General features: G+C 62.9%; 15 protein-coding genes and 1 pseudogene. 5 read left to right on the top strand and 11 right to left on the bottom strand.

The window, feature by feature from the left end; all coding sequences use genetic code 11:
* Positions 1-110 precede the first annotated feature (110 nt).
* The 3 genes and pseudogenes from FRZ40_RS34015 to FRZ40_RS44200 all read left to right on the top strand — a co-directional run.
* Positions 111-593: pseudogene (locus FRZ40_RS34015) on the top strand (CoA transferase); the annotation flags it as partial.
* Positions 572-1324, top strand: a complete 753-nt coding sequence (locus FRZ40_RS34010; protein WP_147237125.1) for an enoyl-CoA hydratase — start codon at positions 572-574, stop codon at positions 1322-1324. The pseudogene FRZ40_RS34015 and the gene FRZ40_RS34010, both read left to right, overlap by 22 nt.
* 31 nt (positions 1325-1355) lie before the next feature.
* Positions 1356-1505, top strand: a complete 150-nt coding sequence (locus FRZ40_RS44200) for a hypothetical protein (RefSeq protein WP_158647061.1) — start codon at positions 1356-1358, stop codon at positions 1503-1505.
* A 3-nt stretch (positions 1506-1508) separates the two neighbouring features.
* Here the strand turns inward: FRZ40_RS44200 and FRZ40_RS34005 are convergent, their stop codons facing one another.
* From FRZ40_RS34005 to FRZ40_RS33995, 3 genes are read right to left on the bottom strand one after another with little or no spacing between them, the layout of a single operon-like run.
* Positions 1509-1763 (bottom strand): hypothetical protein, encoded by a 255-nt coding sequence (locus tag FRZ40_RS34005; RefSeq protein ID WP_028364389.1) that lies wholly within the window; start codon positions 1761-1763, stop codon positions 1509-1511.
* Positions 1764-1785: 22 nt separating this feature from the next.
* Positions 1786-1992: a hypothetical protein gene (locus FRZ40_RS34000; protein WP_028364388.1), complete on the bottom strand. Its 207-nt coding sequence runs from the start codon at positions 1990-1992 to the stop codon at positions 1786-1788.
* A gap of 14 nt (positions 1993-2006) precedes the next feature.
* Positions 2007-2171 (bottom strand): FmdB family zinc ribbon protein, encoded by a 165-nt coding sequence (locus tag FRZ40_RS33995; protein WP_028364387.1) that lies wholly within the window; start codon positions 2169-2171, stop codon positions 2007-2009.
* A 289-nt stretch (positions 2172-2460) separates the two neighbouring features.
* Here FRZ40_RS33995 and FRZ40_RS33990 point away from each other — a divergent pair, with 289 nt between their 5' ends.
* Positions 2461-4383, top strand: a complete 1923-nt coding sequence (locus tag FRZ40_RS33990; RefSeq protein WP_193567056.1) for an SMP-30/gluconolactonase/LRE family protein — start codon at positions 2461-2463, stop codon at positions 4381-4383.
* On the opposite strand, the gene FRZ40_RS33985 is transcribed toward FRZ40_RS33990, so the two are convergent.
* The 5 genes from FRZ40_RS33985 to FRZ40_RS33965 all read right to left on the bottom strand — a co-directional run bounded on the left by FRZ40_RS33985 (position 4384) and on the right by FRZ40_RS33965 (position 8523).
* Positions 4384-5532 (bottom strand): acyltransferase family protein, encoded by a 1149-nt coding sequence (locus FRZ40_RS33985; RefSeq protein ID WP_147237124.1) that lies wholly within the window; start codon positions 5530-5532, stop codon positions 4384-4386. It lies immediately after the preceding gene.
* Between the two features lie 115 nt (positions 5533-5647).
* Positions 5648-6265 (bottom strand): DUF3987 domain-containing protein, encoded by a 618-nt coding sequence (locus FRZ40_RS33980; protein WP_147237123.1) that lies wholly within the window; start codon positions 6263-6265, stop codon positions 5648-5650.
* A gap of 54 nt (positions 6266-6319) precedes the next feature.
* Positions 6320-7111, bottom strand: coding sequence for a molybdopterin-dependent oxidoreductase (locus FRZ40_RS33975; protein WP_028364383.1), 792 nt, complete (start codon positions 7109-7111; stop codon positions 6320-6322).
* 3 nt (positions 7112-7114) lie between these two features.
* On the bottom strand, positions 7115-7708 hold the full coding sequence (locus FRZ40_RS33970; RefSeq protein WP_028364382.1) for a cytochrome b/b6 domain-containing protein: 594 nt from the start codon (positions 7706-7708) through the stop codon (positions 7115-7117).
* Between the two features lie 161 nt (positions 7709-7869).
* Complete coding sequence (locus FRZ40_RS33965) at positions 7870-8523, bottom strand: DsbA family oxidoreductase (protein ID WP_028364381.1); 654 nt, start codon at positions 8521-8523, stop codon at positions 7870-7872.
* Positions 8524-8709: 186 nt separating this feature from the next.
* On the opposite strand from FRZ40_RS33965, the gene fusA reads away from it, so the two are divergent.
* Entirely contained in the window at positions 8710-10755 is a 2046-nt protein-coding gene (gene fusA, locus FRZ40_RS33960) for an elongation factor G (protein ID WP_147237122.1), read from the top strand.
* 3 nt (positions 10756-10758) lie between these two features.
* On the opposite strand, the gene FRZ40_RS33955 is transcribed toward fusA, so the two are convergent.
* Genes FRZ40_RS33955 through FRZ40_RS33945 form a run of 3 tightly spaced genes read right to left on the bottom strand, consistent with a single transcriptional unit; the run spans position 10759 to position 14457 of the window.
* Positions 10759-11385 carry a DUF2894 domain-containing protein gene (locus FRZ40_RS33955; protein WP_028364379.1) on the bottom strand — a complete coding sequence of 209 codons (627 nt, stop codon included), beginning with the start codon at positions 11383-11385 and terminating at the stop codon, positions 10759-10761.
* Positions 11378-12025 (bottom strand): OmpA family protein, encoded by a 648-nt coding sequence (locus FRZ40_RS33950; RefSeq protein WP_028364378.1) that lies wholly within the window; start codon positions 12023-12025, stop codon positions 11378-11380. The genes FRZ40_RS33955 and FRZ40_RS33950 overlap by 8 nt, the downstream gene beginning before the upstream one ends.
* Positions 12022-14457 carry a DUF802 domain-containing protein gene (locus tag FRZ40_RS33945; RefSeq protein WP_147237121.1) on the bottom strand — a complete coding sequence of 812 codons (2436 nt, stop codon included), beginning with the start codon at positions 14455-14457 and terminating at the stop codon, positions 12022-12024. Before FRZ40_RS33945 ends, FRZ40_RS33950 begins: the two co-directional genes overlap by 4 nt.
* Positions 14458-14459: the final 2 nt, after the last annotated feature.

Raw genomic sequence — 14459 nt, 5'->3', positions numbered from 1 at the left:
ACCCGGACTGCACGCCAAGCCACGCATAATGCCGCAATTCTGTCCATCCGTGCTGACGAGCGGATCGTTGCACACGCAAAATTTGCCGGGCACGCAAGCATGGCAGAACGATGAGCGCGCCCTATCAGGCCGTGAAGGCGCGCGACGGCTACTTCGTGATGGGCGCGACCAACCAGAAGCTGTGGACGAAGCTGTGCGAACTGATCGAGCGTCCCGAACTGCTGAAGCACGCCGATTATGAAACCATCTCGCTGCGCCTCAAAAACCGCGAGGCGCTGATCGAAACGCTGGAGCAGACGTTCGCGAAGCGCGACTGCGCGGACTGGATCGACACGATGCTGGCGGCGGGCATTCCCGCCGGTCCGATCCTCTCGTATCCCGAGGCATTCGGCAGCGAGCACGCGCAACAGCGCGGCATGTGCATGGAGATCGATCATCCCGTCGAAGGCAAGGTGAAAAACATCGGCTTTCCCGTCAAGCTGCCCGGCACGCCGCAACAGGTGCGCCGCCACCCGCCGCTGCCCGGCGAGCACAACGACGAACTGCTGGCCGAAATCAACGGGACCCAGCTATGGGCGAGCACGTCACATTGAAAATGGCCGGCGCGGGCACGGCGGAAATTCTGATCGACCGCCCCGAGCGCCACAACGCCATGACGATACCGATGTACGAAGCGCTGCTCGCGCGGATCGACGAATGCCAGCGCGATGCGAATGTGCGCTGCATTCTGCTGCGCGGCGCGGGCGGCAAGTCGTTCGTGTCGGGCACCGACATCGGCTATTTCAGCGACTTCCGCGACGGACGTCAGGGCGTCGAGTATGAAGCGCTCGTCGAACGCGTGATCGATGCCGTCGAACGCATCGCCGTGCCGACGGTCGCCGTGATCGACGGATGGGCGGCAGGCGGCGGCCTCGCGATTGCGACCGCTTGCGACTTCCGCGTTTGCAGCGATGCGTCCAAATTCGGCGCGCCGATTGCGAAGACGCTGTCGTCGCGCAATCTGGCGCGGCTTCATGCGGCATTCGGCGTGCCGCGCGTGAAGAAGATGCTGCTGCTCGCCGATTTCCTCTCCGCCGATGAAGCATTGGCGTGCGGCTATGTCTACGAAATCTGCGCGAAGGACGCTCTGCATGACACCGCACTCAAACTCGCGCAGCGGCTCGGTTCGTTGTCGCAGGTCACGCAGCATGCAGTGAAGGAAAGCCTGCGCCGGCTGGTGGTCGAACAGCGTCTCGACGATGAAGATCTGATCGAATCCGTCTATGGCAGCAGCGCATTCCACGACGGCGTGGCCGCATTCACGTCTGGCTCGCCGAAGCGCTAACGGCAAACACAGCCGACAACAAGGAGGAGACATGCTGTCGATTGGTGTGATGATCTGCGGAATCGTGTTGACCTTCGCGATGAAGCCCGAAGTGCCGTTCCTCAACAGCCAGCGCTCCCGCAACGCGTGCGCGGGACGCGACGCGCTCGATGCGTCGCTGCCTGTGACCGACGAACGCTGAACGCTATGCGCTGCTATCGCGAGCGGGCAATGCAAAGCCCAATGCCCGCTCGCGGTCCTGCAGATTCACCGCGGCAATCACCGTGCTGCGCGGAATCAGGATTTTCACGCCGTCGTGTTCCGCTTCGCACATGTCTTCGCTAGCGTCGAAGGTATCGCATGTCAGCTGGCTCCAGTCGTCACGCTTCGCGTGCTCCCTGAACACCTCGGCTGACACGTCGCGCCAATACGCGCCGTGCAGGATCACAAGCCATGTCATCGGAATCTCTCGTCACATGGAATCACACCGTGGATGACCAGACCCCGGGCGGGTCGCCGTCCTGCGTGTTTCTAAGCATCCAGTTACCGCATACCGTGCAGCGGTATTCGTCATAGCGCTTGATGGGAGGCGCGCCCGTCATCTGCGAATCCGTCTCGGCCAGATCGCCGTGCGGCGGCGTCGACGACGGCATGCCCGTCAAAGCCTTGCAGGCTTCGCATGGTTTCATCGATGTGCCCTGCGTCAACTCTTGCGGGAAGTCTTCGCGACGAACGGCGCCGGTGCGTGCTGCACCTTTTCGCTGCCGCACTTGGGGCATTTCAGCTGCACCCTTTCATGTTCTGCAACGTGCTCCGCGTGTTCGAACTTTTCACCACAGCTTTCGCAACGATACTGATAGGTCGGCATGCTGGTTCTCCGATGCAGACGAATTGAATGCGGCAGTAACTCATTCTAGTGCGGCATGCATCGATTGAAGGCCTTTTTCATGGTGTCGATCGAGTGACAACGATGCGCGCGGCATGGGCGTTGATTCAATGCACATCGCCGCCGCACATCGCGCTGCGTCAAAGCGCATTTTCTGCACTCATTTTCTGCACTCACGTTCGCCTATCGGCCCCCGTTTGTATAAATGGGCACTTAAAATCCGTGCGTCTCGAAGGCACTCCATCTTTCTCGACGTCAGGAGAACATCGGTATGCTCAACACGCGAATGCGGCCGCGCGCGCTGCTGCTCGGCGCAATCGTCACCATGATCGCTTCCGTCTGTCATGCGCAGTACAGCACCGACTGGCTCGCGAATACCTACGGCACGCTTGCCAACCACGTCGGCAATGCCGCCCGCTCGATGTGGGTCTCACCCGAAGGCGTCGTCTACACGGCGTCGCTCTGGGACGAGAACGAAGGCGGCGTCGCGATTTACCAGAATGGCCGCAGCATCGGCTCGATCGGCATTCATAGCGAGTTCCAGGGCGGCGCCATCACGGGCAATGCAACGTCGATCTTCGCGGCCATGCAGGCGGGCACGCAATACGGCACGGGCGGCGTCGGCCGTTACAACCGCGCCACGGGCGCGCGCGACCTCGTCATCAACGTCAGCACATGGACCACGATGAACCGCGCTGACGCAATCGCGGGACTCGCGACGGCAGGCTCGCTGCTCTATGCCAGCGACTTCTTCGGCAATCGCGTGCGCGTGTTCACGACGGACGGCGCATGGCAGCAGGATATCGCCGTAGCGAGTCCCGGCGCACTCGCACTGGATAACGCGGGCAACGTGTGGGTCGCACGCAAGAGCGCGGGCGCGATCGTCGAATACGGTCCCACGGGCGCGCTGCTGAACACGATCCAGATGCCCGCCGCGCCGCGCCCTTCCGCGTTGTATTTCGATGCGTCGTCTGGGCTGCTGATGGTCGGCGACGAAGGGCCCGATATGAACATCAAGCTCTATAACGTGACGGGCGCGCCGCAACTCGCCGGTACGTTCGGCGTGCAGGGCGGCTATCTCGACACGACGACGGGTATCAAAGGCCAGGTGGGCGACAAACGCTTCACTCGCATCAAGGGCATCGGCAAGGACGCGGCAGGCACACTATACGTGCTCAACAATCCGTGGGGCGGCGGCTGGGATCTCGGCCGCAACGGCGGCACCGACATCCACGCGTACAACAGCACAGGCAATCTGCTGTGGAAGCTGCAATCGCTGAACTTCGAAGCTGTCGCGGCGCCCGATCCCGTCACGGACGGCGCGTTGTTCTATAGCGGCACCAACATCTATTCGGGCACGGCAGGCGGCATCTTCGTCGCGAACACCGTCGATCCGTTCTCCTCGCCTGACGATCCGCGCCTCAACGTCAACGACACGCAGCGCAACGAACACTTCGGCCAGCTGGTTAGCGTCGGCGGCAACCGGATACTCGTTGCATCGGGACAGAATCCGGCCATCTTCTACTTCTTTCATTTCGAACCGTCCAAAGGCTATATCGCCGTGCCTGATGCGTCGATTCCGGGTCCGGCATTCAATACGACGCGCCCGATCACCGGCGGATTCAGCATCGACAGCAAGGGCGACGTATGGGCCGGGCTCGATCGCACGAATCATATCTATCACTATCCGTTGACAGGCTTCGACGGCTACGGCAAGCCCGCGTGGGGACCGGGCATCGCGTTACCGATTCCGATGAGCATCAGGCCATTGACACGCATCATCTATCTCGCCGAAAGCGACACGATGGTACTCGCGCAAGGCATCGCGGGAAGCTCGGACTGGACGGCGATGAACACGCGGATCGAGGTGTATCACGGCTGGAGCGCGGGCAACATGACGCAGCCAGATCCTGTGATCACGCTCACCAGCGCGAACCCGAAATCGATGACGGCGGCGGGCAACTATCTGTTCGTCGGCTACGTGCATACCGTGCCGAACATCGATGCGTTCAACCTCACCACGGGCCATCTCGACACGACGTTCACCAATTCGAACCCGGGCAACGTGGACGTCGGCAACGACGTCGACTCGATGTATGGACTAAGAGCGTTCCTCCGATCGACGGGTGAGTACGTCGTCACCAAAGACAACTACAACGGATCGAGCGTGATCGTGTATCGCTGGACGCCGTGATCAGGCGGCAGGCGCGCCCGGCACATCGGGCGCGTACTTGCGCAACCGCTGCGAAATGACATGCGACGGCTTTTCGATCACGCGATAGAACGCGTAACTGATCGCAAACGCCAGCGCCACTTCGACGAACCACGCAATTCGCGAGCTTTCGTCGAATGACGTCACTTCGAGCAGCGCAAGCGCCGTCTTGTGGCACAGATAGAGGCTGTACGACCACGCGCCGCACGCGGCCAGCGTCGACCACACGCGAGAACGAGAAGGCGTCGCCGTTTCCGTCGCGATCCACACTACAGCGAGGAGCTGAAAGACAGGCAGCGTGATATCGGGTGTGATCAACGGCAGCATGGCGGGCTTGAGACTCGACTCGGAAAGCAGAATCATCACGGCAGCGCCTGCCGCGACCACGGCTACTCTCAGCACGATCAGATGCGTCGCGAGTGCAAGGGTGCTCGCGTCCAGTGCGTGCCGGAGCATCATCGTGAGCGGCGAATATGCGCCGCGAATCTGGAATTGCGCGGCATTGCGCTGCGTCTCCGCGATCAGGCAGCCCGAGATCCATCCCGCCGCATAGAGCAACGCCGTGCCCGGCACGCGATAGGTCTCATAGACGCATCCATGACAGACGGGATGTCCAAAGAGCCGCACGCAAGCGACCATCGCCGCCGCCAGCAGCGTACAGCCGACGATCATTTCGCCGATATGGCGAAAGCGCGGCCGCAACAGCGGATAGACCGCGTAATAGACCATTTCGCAGTAAAGCGACCAGAGTACCGATTCCAGATAATTCTGTCCCGCCGGCAAAGGCTGAACGACGCATAGCAAAACGACCAGCGGCAATCCGATTCGAATAAATCTGGATGCGTAATAGTTGACCGGTTTTAGCGCGACGTCTTTGTGATATGCGGCATGAATGCAATAGCCGGAAATGACGAAGAACACGATCACGGCTGCGGGCCCCGCGAACAGCACCGTCGCGCCGGACCATAGCGCACTGCTTATGAACGATAGCTGATGCGGCAGGAGTGCTTTGAAAAGAGGCGGCTTGAAGTGATACATCAGCACCCAGAACGCCGCGAGGAAACGGATCGCGTCTATCTTTAAAGATTTTCCAGAAGCGGACGACGCCGGCCCATTCAAAGTGATCGCCATTTTTTCTTCCCTTTTATTACGGCTGCGGCGATCTTATCGCCGCAGCCGCTAACAAAAATCGAAAAAAATTGGCGAAATTATTTAAAGCGGTTTTGAACCGGTTTGCTGCAACGCATTACATCGGCGGCGCGACACCATCCTTTTCGACGACCACGCGCTGCGCGACAAACTCCCCTTGCGAAGAAGCAGGCGTCGCCACGACGAACACCTTCTTGCCCGGCGTGAGATCGCTATGCGCGGCGGGCGCAATCGTCACGATGGGCACGTTGGGCGGGACCGTCACGACGTTGCTGCCGCCCTTGTACGACAGTTTCAGATCGCGCCCGCTCGTGCTCTGCACCACGGTATCCACGTTCGCATTGGTCATCGAACTGTTCGGCCCGAGATCCCACGCGTAATGCCCTTCGCCCGTGCCGCGCGCGGACTCGGGAAACACCACGACTTCCGTTGCCGTCAGCTTGCCGTCCGTGCCCGTCGTCGCCGCCGTGCCAATGAACGAGCCCGGCTTGATATCGGACAACTGCATCGGCTTCACGGATGAAACGGTGACAGCCGGTTTCACTTCGATCGACACCGTATCGCCGCTGCGGCGATGCACCTTGAGCGTGTCGCCGTCGAGCGAAACGATTTCTCCACGAATGCGTGAAGGTTTCGTCGCGGGCGCCTGCGCGAATGCGGCCGTCGCGAGCGTGGCCGTCAACAGAGCCGTGCCGAATTTGATGCGGAAAGACATAGAAGCTCCCAAGGGGTTGGTTTGGATTTGAAGAGACTGAACAACGTAATACCGTCACGAGCCGCCGAACCAGTTGTAGCCCTGGTTCTCCCAATAGCCGCCCGGGTACTGGTTCGTGATTTCGATGGCGACGATATGCTTCGGATTCTTGTAGCCGAGCTTGGTCGGCATGCGCAGCTTCATCGGAAAGCCGTATTTGGGCGGCAGCACGTCGCCGTCATACGTGAGCGTGAGCAATGTTTGCGCGTGCAACGCAGTCGGCATGTCGATGCTCGTCCAGTAGTTGTCCGCGCAACGCAGCGACACATACTTCGCGCTCGTGTCGGCGCCCGCGCGGCGCAGGAAATCCGCGAAACGCACGCCGCCCCAGTGACCGATCGCGCTCCATCCTTCGATGCAAATATGCCGCGTAATCTGGCTTTCCTGCGGCAGCGCGCGCAGTTCGTCCAGCGTCCATGTGCGCTTACCGTGCGCGAGACCGCTCAGTTGCAAACGATAAGAGGCGGCGTCGACTTCGGGCACGTCATCGATGTCATAGAAGGCATTGAATGGAAATGGCCGCGTGATCATCGACTCGGGATACGTCGGCGCGAGTTTGTTTGGATCGAACAGCAACGCCTGCACGTCGTCGTTGAAAAACGAAATGCGGCGCAATGCCGTATTCACGGATTTGTCATTGGTCAGATCGCAGCCCGACAGCAGCGCAATGCCGCCGAGCGTCAACAGACGTTGACCGAACAGGCGCCGCGCGGGCGACTTGAGCTCGCGCTGCGCGTCCTGAATGATCGACTCGCCGTGCGTGGCGAGAAATGAGCCGGGCTGCGGCGTACGCTTGCGGATCGTCATGATTCAGCGCCCCCGGATCATCAGCAGCAGCGAGCGCGGCACCAGCGCAACCATCGCGACATGCACGACGAAGAACGCGACCAGCACGCTCATGCAGATGAAGTGCACCACGCGCGCGTTGTCGTAGCCGCCCATCAGCGTGCGCAGCAACGGAAACTGCACCGACTTCCACACAGCCAGTCCCGACAGCACGATCAGCACGATATCCGCGATCACGACGAGATACGCGAGCTTTTGCAGCGCGTTGTAATGCGTGAGATCGTCGTGCTTCAGCCGCCCGCGCAGTGCCGCGAGCAGATCGGCGGCAAGCTGTTTCGCGTCGAGCGGCAACAGCTTGCGTCGAAAGCGGCCGGACGCGAGATTGAACGCGAGATAGACGATGAAGTTCGCGACCAGGAGCCACATCACGGCGAAGTGCCATTGCAGCGCGCCGCCTAGCCAGCCGCCTAGTGTGATCGAAGGAGAAAACTGAATGACGGGAAAGATCGGCGATGCATCGTAAATCTGCCAGCCGCTCATCACCATGAGGACGACAGCCAATGCATTGATCCAGTGCGTGACGCGCACCCACCCCGGTTGAACCGTGTTGTGATCCAAAACCGCTCCATTTGATGACGTTTGTTTGAGCGCTGCGCGAGCGTGGCTCGCGAACCCGACAGTGCGACTCAGGTGCTAACGCCATCAATGAGCGGTTATTCCATCACCTCAAAAGACTTTTTTCTTCCAATTCACTTTCGATCAAACACGCGCATGCGCCGTCATGCGCCCGCTCTGTTCTCAGCGAGAATCTGCTCGATGACCTGCTCGAATGCTTCCACGGGTTGGCCGCCCGTCACCAGATAGCGTTGATTGAAAACGATCGACGGCACCGACTGGATGCCCATTGCCTGGTACTCACGTTCTTCCGCGCGAACGTCATCGGCATAATCGGTGCTGCTCAACACGGCGCGCGCCTTCCCTGCGTCGAGGCCGACGGATTGCGCGGCTTCGACGAGCACATCGTGATTGCCCGGGTCTTTGCCATCGCCGTGATACGCCTGAAGCAACGCAAGCTTCAGCGGCAGCTGCTTGCCCTCGATACCGGCCCAATGCAGCAGCCTGTGCGCATCGAACGTGTTGTACACGTAGTTGCGCGGACCGAACGTGAAGCCGACGCTCGCGCCGCGTTCGCGGATCATCGCTTGCGTCTCTTCGATCTGCGCCGGCGTGCGGCCATATTTCTTGCCGAGATAGTCGACGATCTTCTCGCCTTCCGGCCCCATCTGCGGATTCAGTTCGAACGGATGCATGACGATCTGCGCGTCCACTGCATCCCCGAGGCGAGACAGCGCGAGACGCAGCGACGAAAGCCCGATCGCACACCACGGGCACGCGATATCGGAGACAAAATCGATTCTGAGCGGTTGGGTCATGGTGCAGTCGGTCCAAAGAAGAGTGGCATCGATCGGGCTACGGTATCAGACCATGCGGCGAAACATGCGCGACCGTTTTTACCGCGCCGCAGCATACCCCAATTCGCAAATTGCTGCGCGCCGTCTGGCAGGACGCGCCATTTTCACCAATAATGGCCCAATCACTGCCGCAGAATGAGGACGGTCATGGATTATCCACCCGAAGCCATCCGTACCATTGCGCTGGTCGGCCATGCCGGTTGCGGCAAGACCTCGCTGATCGAGGCGCTGCTGAAAGAAAGCGGCGCGATCCATGCGGCAGGCAGCGTCGACCGGGGTTCGACCGTCTGCGACTTCGATCCGCTGGAGCGCAAATACCACCACTCGCTCTCTTCCGCGATCGCCCACCTGCACTGCCAGAACACCCGCGTCTACCTCGCCGACACGCCCGGCTATCCCGACTTCTCCGGCCTTTCCATCAGCGCGCTGCCCGCCGTCGAAACGGCCGCCATTGTGATCAACGCGCGCACCGGCATCGAAATGACCACACGCCGCATGATGGCGTGGGCCGAAGCGCGCAAGCTGTGCCGCATCGTCATCGTGAACGGCATCGACGGCGAGAAGGTCAATCTGTCCCAGCTGCTCGAAGAGATTCAGGAGACCTTCGGCAAGAACTGTCTGCCCATCAATCTGCCCGCGCAAGGCGCGCATGCCGTGGTCGACTGCTTCTTCAATCCATCCGGCGAATCGGATCTGATGTCGGTCGAATCCGCGCACGACGCCCTCGTCGATCAGGTGATCGAACTCGATGCCAAGCTGATGGAGCTGTATCTCGAACAGGGCGAAGCGATCAAGCCGGAGCAGTTGCACGAACCCTTCGAACGCGCGCTGCGCGAAGGTCATCTGGTGCCCGTGTGCTTCACGTCGGCGGCGACGGGCGCGGGCATTCGGGAATTGCTCGATGTGTTCGTGAAGCTGCTGCCCAACCCGCTCGAAGGCAACCCGCCCCTCTTCTATCGCGATGTCGACGGGCGGCGCGAAACGATGCAAGCGGAGCCCGATCCCGACAAGCATGTGCTCGCGCATGTGTTCAAGATCGTGATCGACCCGTATATCGGCAAGATGGCCGTGTTCCGCATTCATCAAGGCACGGTGCGGCGCGACAGCCAGCTGTACATCGGCGATGCGCGCCAGCCCTTTCGCGTTGCGCATCTGATGCTGCTGCAGGGCAAGGATCACGAAGAGGTCCTTCAGGCCGGTCCCGGCGATATCTGCGCGACGGCCAAGGTCGACGAGATAGCATTCGATGCCGTGCTGCACGACGCGCCCGAGGACGGCAACATCCATCTCGCGCCGCTCGCGTTTCCGACGCCGATCTACGGCCTCGCGATCGAACCCGAGCGGCGCGGCAACGAACAGCGTCTGTGGGAAATCCTGCAGAAGCTCGCCGCCGAAGACCCATGTTTGAAGATCGAGCATCCCGTCGGCACCAATGAAACCGTCGTGCGCGGTCTCGGCGAGCTTCATTTGCGGCACATGCTGGAGCGGCTCACCGATCAATACAAGCTCGGCGTCGTCACGCGGCCGCCGAAGATCGCATATCGCGAGACCATCGGCGGCAAGGCCGAAGGGCATCACCGGCACAAGAAGCAGACGGGCGGCGCAGGACAGTTCGGCGAAGTGATGCTGCGCGTCGAGCCGCTGCCGCGCGGTGCAGGCTACGAGTTCGTCGATGCCGTGAAAGGCGGCGCGATTCCCGGCCAGTTCATGCCCGCCGTCGAGAAAGGTATCTTGCAGGTGATCGAGAACGGGCCGCTTGCGGGCTTTCCGATGCAGGACGTGCGCATCACCGTGTTCGACGGCAAGAGCCATCCCGTCGATTCGAAGGAAGTGGCCTTCGTCACCGCGGGCCGCAAGGCGTTCATCGACGCCGTGCTGAAAGCGCAGCCGATTCTGCTCGAACCAATCGTCAACATCGAGGTGATGACGCCTGAGACGACGATGGGCGACATCATCGGCGATCTGTCGTCGCGGCGTGCGCAGGTGCAAGGCACGCGCAATCTGGCGGGCCATGCCGTTGTCGTGGCGGGGAAAGTGCCGCTCTCGGAACTCGCCGACTATCAGTCGCGGCTGAACGCGATCGCGGGCGGACACGGCAACTACAACATCGAACTGAGCCACTACGATCCCGTTCCGCCGAACCAGCAGGACAAGCTCGCGTCGCAGTACAAGAAGCAGGCCGATGCGGACTAGCGCCTAGCGCGACTTGCTGCGCGCGCCCTTCTTCGCGCTCGCCGCGCGCGGCGCTTCCTTGACGGGCTGCACGCCGCCGCCCGTGGTCAGCTGCTCCATCCACGACAACGCCTCGACGTAAGACAGAAACTGCTGCAGATAACCCGGCGACAGTTCGCGCATCAACGACAGCGAGCGGTGCACGAGGCTGCTCGAATTGAGCGGGCCGGCATTGCCCGGCACCTGTTCGAGCGACTGACGCAACTGCTTCTCGGCGCTGACCTTCGACCAGGTTTCGCGGAAGTAGTCGAGCGCCTTCAATTCGGCATGAACGGCGGGACTCGACGGCGCACGCTCGCCGTGATCGATCGCATGTGTCGCGATGTAGTCGACGAGGCCAGCAAGCGGTCCGCGCGACGGCTTGCATCGCGTTGCTTCGGCTGCCGGACGGCAACCGCTGAGATCAGCCGCATACGCATCGAGCAACGATGACAGCCGCGCGTCGAGCACGCGGCGTGCCTCGCCGTCATGCGCAGCAGCGCGTCGCGCCAATGCATCGATGAAATGAAAGCGCAGCGGATCGTGTGCGTCGGCGCCCTGCTCGCGCCATGCGTCGAGCAGCGCTTGCGCCGGGTTCGCTTCGTTACTCATGACTTGCGCCGCTCGCCGACGCGGGCCTCGGCACCGCCGCGATTTCCACGCGACGGTTCTTCGCGCGTCCTTCGCTGTCGGCGTTCGAGCTGACGGGCTGCTCGGACCCGAACGCCGCCGCGAACACGGACGACGCCGGAATGCCCGAGTCGATGAACGCGCGCGTCACCGTCAGCGCACGCTGCGCCGACAGTTCCCAGTTGTCGGCGAAACGCCGGTTGCCCGCGCGCACCTGCTGGTCGTCGGCGAAACCGCTGACCATCAGGATTTCGTCATGCGCGCGCAGATACGCGGACAGCGGCGCGGCAAGGCTCTTCAACAACTCGCGGCCCTGCGGCTGCAACTGATCCGAGTTCAGCGCGAACAGCACGTTGCCGCTGATCCCGATGCGCCCGTTGACGAGCGTCACGCGCCCCGCCGCGAGCGGGCCCGCGAGCGCCTGCTCCAGCGTCTTGCGGCGCTGCGCTTCCATCTGCCGCTGCTTCACGGCGTCGTCGAGCCGCGCGGACAGTTCCAGTTGCACGCCGATCACGGCAACCAGCAGCAGCACGAACGCACCCAGCAGCACCGACATCAGATCGCTGAACGCGGCCCAGATGGGCGTCGTCGGCTCGACGCCGCCGTCGATGTCCTCGTTCATGCCGCGTCGGCCCCTGCTGCGCGCGTGCCTGCCAGCTGCTGCAAATCTTCGACGATCTGCTTTTGCGACAGCATGCTCAGGTCGATGACTTCGCGCGCCTGTGCGACGTAGTACGCGAGTTGCTCGTCGCTACGCATCAGCGACTTGTCGAGCGCGGCTTCGATGCGCTGCAGATGCGCCATCAGCTTGTCGTTCGATTCGCCGAACAGCCGCACGGCCACGCCGAACGCTTCGCCGAGGCTCGCCACTTCGACCGCGCTGCCCGTCACCTGCGCGGCGACGTCGCCGAGCTTGCGCGTCTCGGACTCGACCTTGTCGGTGAACTGCGTGCCGACGCGTTCCAGCAAGCCCGCCGACGTCGACACGAGCGCATCGACAGCCGTGCGTTGCTCCGTCGACGCGTGGTTCACGGCGTCGAGCAGCGTTTCGAGCGTGGCCAGCAACCGGCTGCGCTCGTCGAGCATCGCGGTGTCGCGGACCATGCTGTCGGACAGTTTCTGGCGCAGTTCCGCGACGACTTCGGCCGCCACGCGCGGCGCTTCCGACGCGGCCTCCACGAGCCGCGCGATTTCGGCGATCGTGCCGCTCGCGTGCGCCTGGGTTTGCGCCGAAATATCGCGGGCCGTTTGCGCGAGCGCGTCGCAGATTTCCTGCTGGCGGTGTGCGCTGCGCGCGCCCGTTTCGTCCCATTGCCGGCTCAAGGTCGCGGCGATTGCTTCGAGCGATGCGCGCCATGCAGCCAGACGCGCTTCGTCGCGCGACGCGAGTTCGGCCTGCAAGCCCGCGTGCGACTGGCCGACCGCCTGCAGCAGCGCCGCCGAATGCTGCTCGAAGGCGGCCGCGGCCGTCGTGAGCGCCTGACGGTTGTGGTCCGCGAGCTTTTCGCCCGCCTGCTCCTGCTGCGCTAGCGCGTCCTTCCATGCTTGCGACACCTGACCCGCCGTCGCGTCGAGACGCGCCGAGACGCCCTCGAGCAAGGTGCCTGAGCGTTGTTCGAAGGTCTGGCTGAAGCCTTCCAGCGACGCGCGCAGATCCTGAACCAGCGATTCGCTCGCGCTCTGGTGTCCTTGAAGCGCCTTATTCCACAGCTCCGCGACGTTCGTGGTGGTCGCTTCGAAGCCCGTCGACAGGCCGTCGAGTTGACGCTGCACCGCCTGCTCGACGGTTTCGCGCAACGCAGCCATCTCGCGCGCGTGGCCCGCCATCGTGGCTTCCATCGCCGGTTGCAAGGCCGCGCCCGCCGCGCGGGCGCTTTCCGCCGCGCTCGACACCTGGCCCGCCGTCGCATCGAGACGCGCCGACACGCCGTCCAGCAAGGTGTTCGAACGCTGCTCAAAGGTCTGGCTGAAGCCTTCCAGCGACGCGCGCAGATCCGCCACCATCGATTCGCTCGCGCTCTGCTGTCCTTTCAGCGCCTTGTTCCACAGATCGGCGACGGTCGTCGTGCTCGCTTCGAAGCCCGTCGAGAGTCCGTCCAGCTGGCGCTGCACCGCCTGCTCGACGGTCGCGCGCAACGACGCCATTTCTTGCGCGTGACCCGACATCGACGCCTCCATGACCGGCTGCAAGGCCGCGCTCGCGGCGCGCGCGCTTTCTGCCGCGCTCTCCTTCAGCGACTGCGACACCGATGAGACGAGCCGCGCATACGCCGCTTCCGTTCTGCCGTGAAACGCGTGCTGGTTCGAGATCAGCCGCTCGTTCAGCGCGACGCTTTGCTGTTCGATGGCCGTCATCATCGTCTGAAGACGGTCGACCAGCGCGGGCATCACGTCCGCCTGGCGCTGCAGCAGCTTGAACGTCTCGTCGCGCTTCTGGCTCTGCGAGAACGCGCGCAGCGTGGTCGCGATCTTCGTGTCGAGCAGTTGCGCGGCCTGCGCGCGCTCGCGGCGGCACAGCGCGGACAGCAGCCCGAGCATCGCGGAGGTCGCCACGCCAGCGATCGAGGTGCCGAACGCGAAGCCCAGCCCCTTGACGGGCGCGGCAAGCGACGCGCGGATCGCCTGCAGGTCGGTCGCGCTGTCGAGCGCGAGGCCCGTGCCGCGCAGCGTCGTCACCATGCCCAGCAGCGTGCCCAGCATGCCGAGCAGCACCAGCAGCCCGACCAGATACGGTGTCAGCGCCGGTCCCGGCAGCGCGACGCGCTCGCCTTCGATCCGCAGGCGCACGGGATTGCGCAAGCCGGCATCCAGCCGTTCGAGCCAGACGCCGAGCCGGGGCGGCGCTTCGTTAAGCTCCGTGACCGCCTGCGTCAGCGTCGACGTGGCCTGCTGATAGCGCTGCAGTTCCAGCGCGCCCGCCACGTAGCAGGCGCCGACCAGCAGCGTGACGACGAGCGCCAGCGGGTTCGACAGCAGATAGGCTGCGCCGACCCAACCGACAGCAACCAGCCCTACGAGAAAAACAACAACAAAATCAATACGATATCTGGACATGT

This window comes from Paraburkholderia azotifigens (assembly GCF_007995085.1).
GTDB classification, from domain to species: Bacteria; Pseudomonadota; Gammaproteobacteria; order Burkholderiales; family Burkholderiaceae; genus Paraburkholderia; species Paraburkholderia azotifigens.
This window is presented reverse-complemented; position numbering and strand designations above follow the sequence as displayed.

What these genes read in the sequence shown, in the direction of transcription:
- FRZ40_RS34010 (WP_147237125.1), top strand. Translation starts at nt 572, where the DNA reads ATGGGCGAGCACGTCACATTGAAAATGGCCGGCGCGGGCACGGCGGAA.
- FRZ40_RS44200 (WP_158647061.1), top strand. Translation starts at nt 1,356, where the DNA reads ATGCTGTCGATTGGTGTGATGATCTGCGGAATCGTGTTGACCTTCGCG.
- FRZ40_RS34005 (WP_028364389.1), bottom strand. Translation starts at nt 1,763, where the DNA reads ATGACATGGCTTGTGATCCTGCACGGCGCGTATTGGCGCGACGTGTCA.
- FRZ40_RS34000 (WP_028364388.1), bottom strand. Translation starts at nt 1,992, where the DNA reads ATGAAACCATGCGAAGCCTGCAAGGCTTTGACGGGCATGCCGTCGTCG.
- FRZ40_RS33995 (WP_028364387.1), bottom strand. Translation starts at nt 2,171, where the DNA reads ATGCCGACCTATCAGTATCGTTGCGAAAGCTGTGGTGAAAAGTTCGAA.
- FRZ40_RS33990 (WP_193567056.1), top strand. Translation starts at nt 2,461, where the DNA reads ATGCTCAACACGCGAATGCGGCCGCGCGCGCTGCTGCTCGGCGCAATC.
- FRZ40_RS33985 (WP_147237124.1), bottom strand. Translation starts at nt 5,532, where the DNA reads ATGGCGATCACTTTGAATGGGCCGGCGTCGTCCGCTTCTGGAAAATCT.
- FRZ40_RS33980 (WP_147237123.1), bottom strand. Translation starts at nt 6,265, where the DNA reads ATGTCTTTCCGCATCAAATTCGGCACGGCTCTGTTGACGGCCACGCTC.
- FRZ40_RS33975 (WP_028364383.1), bottom strand. Translation starts at nt 7,111, where the DNA reads ATGACGATCCGCAAGCGTACGCCGCAGCCCGGCTCATTTCTCGCCACG.
- FRZ40_RS33965 (WP_028364381.1), bottom strand. Translation starts at nt 8,523, where the DNA reads ATGACCCAACCGCTCAGAATCGATTTTGTCTCCGATATCGCGTGCCCG.
- fusA (WP_147237122.1), top strand. Translation starts at nt 8,710, where the DNA reads ATGGATTATCCACCCGAAGCCATCCGTACCATTGCGCTGGTCGGCCAT.
- FRZ40_RS33955 (WP_028364379.1), bottom strand. Translation starts at nt 11,385, where the DNA reads ATGAGTAACGAAGCGAACCCGGCGCAAGCGCTGCTCGACGCATGGCGC.
- FRZ40_RS33950 (WP_028364378.1), bottom strand. Translation starts at nt 12,025, where the DNA reads ATGAACGAGGACATCGACGGCGGCGTCGAGCCGACGACGCCCATCTGG.
- FRZ40_RS33945 (WP_147237121.1), bottom strand. Translation starts at nt 14,457, where the DNA reads ATGTCCAGATATCGTATTGATTTTGTTGTTGTTTTTCTCGTAGGGCTG.